Origin of the sequence: Actinomycetospora sp., assembly GCF_036497245.1 — a bacterium.
In the GTDB taxonomy this organism is placed as follows: Bacteria; Actinomycetota; Actinomycetes; order Mycobacteriales; family Pseudonocardiaceae; genus Actinomycetospora.
In genome coordinates this window covers 23,380-29,903 of sequence record NZ_DASXJS010000018.1, presented here as the reverse complement: position 1 = coordinate 29,903, position 6,524 = coordinate 23,380, and the positions used below count along the sequence as shown (strand labels likewise).

Annotated in this window: 5 protein-coding genes; 1 reads left to right on the top strand and 4 read right to left on the bottom strand. The window is 75.6% G+C overall.

What is annotated here, in order from left to right:
* Positions 1-20 precede the first annotated feature (20 nt).
* Positions 21-1,190, bottom strand: a complete 1,170-nt coding sequence (locus VGI02_RS02770) for an alpha-hydroxy-acid oxidizing protein (protein ID WP_414638179.1) — start codon at positions 1,188-1,190, stop codon at positions 21-23.
* A gap of 103 nt (positions 1,191-1,293) precedes the next feature.
* Between VGI02_RS02770 and VGI02_RS02765 the strand changes: the two genes are divergently transcribed.
* The gene (locus VGI02_RS02765; RefSeq protein ID WP_331625720.1) at positions 1,294-2,769 is read left to right on the top strand and encodes a lyase family protein; all 1,476 of its coding nucleotides are present in this window, start codon (positions 1,294-1,296) and stop codon (positions 2,767-2,769) included.
* Positions 2,770-3,320: 551 nt separating this feature from the next.
* Here VGI02_RS02765 and VGI02_RS02760 read toward each other — a convergent pair.
* Genes VGI02_RS02760 through VGI02_RS02750 form a run of 3 tightly spaced genes read right to left on the bottom strand, consistent with a single transcriptional unit; the run spans position 3,321 to position 6,521 of the window.
* On the bottom strand, positions 3,321-4,277 hold the full coding sequence (locus VGI02_RS02760) for a 1-aminocyclopropane-1-carboxylate deaminase/D-cysteine desulfhydrase (protein WP_331625719.1): 957 nt from the start codon (positions 4,275-4,277) through the stop codon (positions 3,321-3,323).
* Positions 4,278-4,287: 10 nt separating this feature from the next.
* Complete coding sequence (gene xcbD / locus VGI02_RS02755) at positions 4,288-5,637, bottom strand: 3-sulfopropionylcysteine synthase XcbD (RefSeq protein WP_331625718.1); 1,350 nt, start codon at positions 5,635-5,637, stop codon at positions 4,288-4,290.
* A complete protein-coding gene (locus VGI02_RS02750; protein ID WP_331625717.1) occupies positions 5,634-6,521 on the bottom strand; it encodes an XcbA family protein in 888 nt (295 codons plus the stop codon). Before VGI02_RS02750 ends, xcbD begins: the two co-directional genes overlap by 4 nt.
* Between the last annotated feature and the right edge of the window lie 3 nt (positions 6,522-6,524).

The following is a 6,524-nucleotide window of genomic DNA, read 5'->3' as shown; positions in this document are numbered from 1 at the left end:
GACGCCGCGCCGGCGCGCCCTCAGGGCGCGCCGGCGACCACGTCCTCGGCGGCGCGCAGGTCGGCGAGATCGCGGTAGCCGGCCAGGGCGAGGGTGGTGTCCAGCTCCGCGAGCAGGCAGCGCACGACGTGGTGCACGCCCGCCTGGCCCCCCAGCGCCAGTCCGAACGCGAACGGGCGTCCGACGAGCACCGCGTCCGCGCCCAGCGCGAGGGCGACCGCCGCGTCGGCGCCGGAGCGGATCCCGGAGTCGAAGAGCACCGGCGCCCGCCCGGCGACGGACGCCACGATGCCGGGCAGGGCGCTGAGCGCCCCGATCGCCCGGTCGACCTGCCTGCCGCCGTGGTTGGACACGATCACGCCGTCCATCCCGGCCTGGAGTGCGAGCCGCGCGTCCTCGGCGCGCTGGATCCCCTTGACGACGATCGGGCCGTCCCACTTCGCCCGGATCGGCGCCAGCCGGTCCCAGCCCCACGCCGTCCCGGTGAACAGGCGCTGCCGGTGGCGGACCGCCGCGGCGAGGTCCTCCTCCGGGGGCCGGGCCAGACCGCCACGGAAGGCGGGGTCGGAGAACGGGATCGCCGTGCCCACCCCGCGCAGGAACGGCAGGTAGGCGCGGTCGAGGTCGCGCGGGCGCCACCCGAGCGTCCAGGTGTCGAGGGTGACGACGAGGACGGAGAACCCGGCCGTGCGCGCCCGGACCAGCAGGCTCGCCGTCACGTCGTCGTCGGTGGGCCGGTAGAGCTGGAACCAGCACGGTGCGCGGCCCGCCGCGGCGGCGACCTCCTCGATCGTGTGCGACGAGGCCGTCGAGAGCACCGAGGGGACGCCGAGCGCCGCGGCGGCCCGCGCGGTGGCGAGCTCGCCGTCGGGGTGCAGCAGGCTCTGCACCCCGACGGGGCCGAGCAGCAGCGGGGCGGGCATCCACGTGCCCAGGAGCCTGGTCGACCAGTCACGGAGGTGGTTGCCGCGCAGCATCCGCGGCACCAGGCCGACGCGGTCGAAGGCCGCCCGGTTGGCACGCATCGTCGCGCCCGACCCCGCGCCTCCCGCGACGTAGTCGAACGCGTGCGCAGGCAGCACGCGGCGCGCGGCGGCCTCGAGCCGGGAGGGATCGGTGGGCAGCGTGGGGACCCGGCCGTCGAGCCCAGCCGTGTAGATCTCGGCGCCGTAGCGGTCGGGGCCGGTCACGGGTCCATCGTCCGTGCGGCCGGATGTCCGGGCCAGGGTCCGGGGTCGGTTTCGTCCCGTCCGGACATGGTCGCCCGCAGCGCGGCGGACGATGCTCGACACCGTGAGCGGCCGCTACGCCGAAGAGCTCGTCGACGCCGGATTCGCCGTGGAGGTGGCCGACGCACCCCTGCTGCACGACGGGCTCAACGTCGCCGACCTGGCCCACCTGCTGGTGCTCGTCGAGCAGGGCGTCGTCCCGGAACGGGCCGTCCCGGGGCTGGTCGCGGTGCTCACCGAGGCCGACCGGACCCCCGCGGCGGACTTCGGGTACGACGCCCGCCACGGCGAGGTCTACAACTGCCGCGAGAAGCGCTTCGCCGCGGCGATCGGCCGCGACGCGGGCTGGCTGCACGCGGGCCGTCCCCGCCGCGAGGCCGTCCGGATCGCGCTGCGCCTGCGGGTGCGACGTGATCTCTGCGACCTGATCGAGGCGGCCGCGGACTTCGCGCTGGCGGGGGCCCGCACGGCCGCGGCGCACGCCGAGACGCTGATGGTCGACCAGACCTACCTGCAGCACGCCCAGCCCTCGACGTTCGGGCACTACCTGCTCGCGATGGTCCACCCGGCGCTGCGCGAGATCGAGCGCCTCGGCGCCGACCTCGACGGGGTCGACCGCAGCCCGGCGGGGGCAGGCGGGGTCAACGGCAGCCCGCTCACCGGTGACCGGGCCCGCATCGCGCACCTGCTCGGCTTCGCCGACGTCATCGAGCACACCCGCGACGCGATGTGGCAGTCCGACGGGTACACCGCGCTGGTCGGGCACGCGGCGGGCCTGGCCACCACGCTCGACCGCCTCGCCGAGGATCTCGAGATCTGGAGCAGCGCGGAGTTCGGCTGGGTCCGGCTCGCCCTCGGGCACACCCGCACGAGCATCCTCATGCCGCAGAAGCGCAACCCGTACGCGCTGACGATGATCCGCGGTGAGGCCGGGGTGCTGATCGGGCGCGCGACCGGGATGCTCGCGCTGGCCAAGAGCCCGTCCGCCCGCAGCGACAACCTGATCTTCGCGTACGGCGAGGTCCCCCGCGCCCTCGACCTCGCGACCCGCGCCACCCGGCTGATGGCCGGCGTCGTCACCGGGCTCGAGGTCGACGCGGGCGCCATGGAGGCCGCCCTGCGCGGCGGTTTCTCCCAGGCCTCGGACCTCGCCGAGCACCTCATGCTCACCGCACGCCTGGACTACCGCAGCGCCTACGACGTCGTCGGGATCGCCGTGCGCCACGCCGCGGCCGCGGGGCTGACCGGGGCCGACATCACCCGGGAGGATCTGGCCGCCGCCGCCGGGGAGGCCGGGCTGGAGCCGCACGAGCTCACGGCGGCGCTGGGCGATCTCGCCGAGGTCCTCGACCCGGCCCGCATCGTGAGCTCCCGGGACTCCCGGGGCGGCGCCGCGCCCGACGAGGTCCGGCGGATGGCCGCGACGTGCTGCTCGGTCGCCGAGAAGGCGCGCGACGCGGCCCGCGCCCGCCGTGCCGGTTTCGACGACGCCGAGGCCGAGCTCCGACGGCGCGTCGCCGCGCTCGGGTCGCCCGGCTGAGTCAGGGGTATCAGCACACCGACCAGGAACACGATCCATCCGGGTGACCCTTGTCGACTGACGATAGGCAGTTGATCATGCCGAGAGCCGGCATCGGCAGAGCCAGCAGGTCTGGTGACACTCGCCATGATCGAGTGCCTATCGTCGACGACACGCGTCGGGTGCCCAGCAGTCACGGGTGAATTCAGGAGCGAGCCCGCTTCACGAGTGCAGCCGAGCCGTCAACCGACCAAGGCGCTTCCGACCAACCTGCCCCGGCTCCTCCTCGATGAGCCGGCGCGCGGCACCGATGAAGGCCGTGCGCTTTGACGAGTTGTGCGCCCTCCGCCGTCGCTCCGTGGCGATCTGCTTCCGCCATCGCGGTGCGCCACTCGTCGTCCTGCTGTTCACGACGGAACCACGCCGTGATCACGGCGCGCTTCACCTCCGTGATGGCCGCGGCCAACTCGCCACACGCGACGAGCCTCTCTTTCCGCAGACGCTCCGTCCGTGTGGTGACTTCCGCCCGCAGTGACGACAGCCTCGGGTGTGGATGGGTGAGGATCGTCGGGTCAGAGTGTCGTGAACAGGGTGGGCGCACCCCCGCTGACCAGGAACACCACCGGCCCGACGACCTCACCCCGCCGCGCGGCCGCCAGCAGGCCCGCCATCGCCTTGGCCGCGAACACCGGGTCCAGGAACACCCCCTCGGTGCACGCCACCAGCGCCGCCGCCGCGTCGCCCTCCTCGGAACGGCGGCCGTAGCCGGGGCCGAGGTGCCCGTCGACGACCGTCGGCGGCCCGGCCGTGTCCGGCACGCCGAGCAGGTCGGCGACCCCGCGGGCCAGGGCGCTGACCCGCTCGACGCACTCCGCGGCGGGCCGGCTCACGGTCACCCCGACGACCCGGCCCAGCCGCTGCCACGCGACCCCCGCGTGCAGACCGCCCTGGGTCCCGCACGAGCCGGTGGCGAGCCAGAACGACGCCGGTCCGAGCTCCGCCGCGGCGAGTTGGCCCGCGAGCTCGACGGCCGCGGTCGCGTATCCGAGCGCTCCGACCGGCGTCGCCCCACCGCGGCCCAGGGCGAACGGGTGGGCCCCCGCGGTCCGCAGCGCGTCGGCCACCTCCTCCACCACGCGGTCCACCGACGCGCGGTCCGCGTCGCCCGTGAACCGCACGCCCGCCCCGGCGGTCCGGGCCAGCGCCATGTTCCCGACGGCGGGCACCTCGTCGCCGTAGCAGACGAGCGTCGCGCGCAGGCCGTGCAGGCGCGCGGCGAGCGCGGCCAGCATCGCCCAGTTGGAGCCGGGGCCGCCGCCGGTGACGAGGTGGTCGCACCCGCGGGCGAGGGCGTCGCCGAGCAGGTACTCCAGCCCCCGCACCTTGTTCCCGCCGAGGCCCAGCCCGGTGAGGTCGTCGCGCTTGAGCCAGATCTCGACGCCTGCGGCCTCCGAGAGCCGCGGCGCCGGGTGCAGCGGGGTCGGCAGCGTCGCGAGCCGGACCCGGGGCACGGCGAGCGGGCCGGTCACGACGCGCCCCTCACGTCGGCGGGCCGGCCGGGTCCCGCGCGAGGACCCGGTCGACGAACGCCGTGGCCGCGCCGAGGGAGCGTGCGGGATCCCGCGCGGCGTCGACCTCCTCCGGGCGCAGCAGCCCCTCCGCGACGAGCCGCTCCCCGAGGTCGACGCCCTCGTCGCGGGCGGCCATCGCCGCGGCGTACACCGCGTCGTGGGCGGAGTGCTTCCCGATCCGGGCGGCGAGGGCGGCCATGAGCGGCTCCGAGGCGAGCGCCGCGCCGTGGGAGTCCAGGTTCGCCCGCATCCGCGGCGCGTCGACGGTGAGGCCCTCGAGCAGTCGCGTCGCGAACCCGAGCGCGGCCCCGGTGAGCTGGCAGGCCTCCGGCAGCGCGAGCCATTCGGCCTTCCAGCCCCGGCCGTCGCGCTCGTGCAGGGCGACGAGCCCCTCGAGGGCGACCCCGGCGTCGGCGCGGACGATCCGGGCGAGCGTGTCCAGGTGCTCGGAGAGCTCGGGGTTGCGCTTGTGCGGCATGGTGATGCTGCCGACGGTGCCGGCGACGACGGGCTCGCCCACCTCGCCGATCTCCGGGCGCGACAGCTCGACGATCTCGGTGCCGATCTTCGCGAGGGTGCCGGTGACCAGGGCGAGGAACCCGAGGAACTCCGCCACCCGGTCGCGCGCGGTGAGCCACGGCAGATCCGGTGCGCCGAGCCCGAGCCGCGCGGCGAAGGCCCCGACGAGGTCGAGCGCCGCGGGTCCCCAGAACTCCAGCGTGCCCAGCGCGCCGCCGAGCTGGACGACCTCGACCCGCGGGCGGAGCTGGGCGAGCCGGTCCCGGTGCCGATCCAGCTCGTCGACCCACACCGCGGCCTTGAACCCGAAGGTGATCGGCTTGCCGGGCTGGGCGTGGGTGCGCCCGCACATGACGGTGTCCCGGTGACGGCGGGCGAGCGAGACCGCCGCGGCACGCACGCGGCCGAGGTCGCGCGCCACCACGTCGGCGGTCGCCCGCATGACCAGCGCGAACCAGGTGTCGGTCACGTCCTGCACGGTCGCGCCGTAGTAGACCCACTCCCGCGCGCTCTCGGGCAGCACGGCCCGCAGCGCGTTGATCAGACCGAGCGTGGAGTGGCCGGTCGCCCGGGTCCCGGCACCGACCTGGGCGAGGTCGATCCGGCCCAGCCGGGCGTGCTCGGCGATGGCGGCCGCGGCGTCGTCCGGGACGAGGCCGACCTCGGCCTGCGCGGCCGCGAGCGCGACGAGGATCTCCAGCCACAGGCGGGTGCGCCCCGCGTCGTCGAGGAGGTCGTGCAGCTCGGGGACGGTCCAGAGGTGGCCGTAGACGACCGAGTCGGTGAGGTGGCTGCTCACAGCACGAGCTTCCGCAGGCCCTCGCGCACCTCGTCGAGGTTCGCGCCCCACGGCACCACGGCCGTGCAGCCGCCCTCGTCGGTGGTCTCGAGTCCCCGCTCGAGCAGGCAGCACTTGGTCAGCGTGGGCATGCCCGCGGTGCCGGCCGGGGCGGGTCGGCGCCGGGGACAGAGGTCGGCGCGCGGGGGCGCGTCGCCGTAGAAGTGCTCGTGGAACTGCACCGAGCGCTCGCACCCGATGAGCAGCCAGTCCGCACGGTCGGCGGGGCGGGTGTCGAGGTAGGCGACCGGGACGTCCCCGAGATCGGCGCCCGACCCCCGGCACGGCAGCAGGTAGTGCGCCGACGGGTGCGCCGCGGCGACGTCCTCGACCCGGACCGCGTCCAGGACGAGCTCGATCGGTGGCAGGTCCTCGTCGAACGCCACGCACTGGTCGGCCTGGGCAAACAGCTTCGCCGGGGACGGCGGCACCACCTCGGTCACCCGCACGCGGACCGGGGCGGGCCGGTGGATGAAGTTGACGTGCTCGAACCGGCCGAGCACCACGGTCGTGAGGGCCCCGGGGACCGCGACCCGGGCCAGTGCGGTGGCGTTGCCGACATCGACGCCGGGGTCGTGGACCCACGCGGTCCCGTCCGGCCCGGACAGGACGCGCAGCGCGACCACCGGGGAGAACAGCGGCGCGGTGTCGGCCTTGCGCACCTCCACCAGGCAGGTCGCCCCACCATGGCGCAGCGCGAGGTAGTCGGTGCGCCGGTAGACCTCCCGGCCCATCAGGTGCTCCTCGACCGCCTCCGGGGTCAGCGGGATGTCGACGTCCTGCACCGAGAGCCCGCGGTAGGGGTGCGAGCGGGTGTTCGGCGGGGCGGGCGGGATCGCGGTCACGGC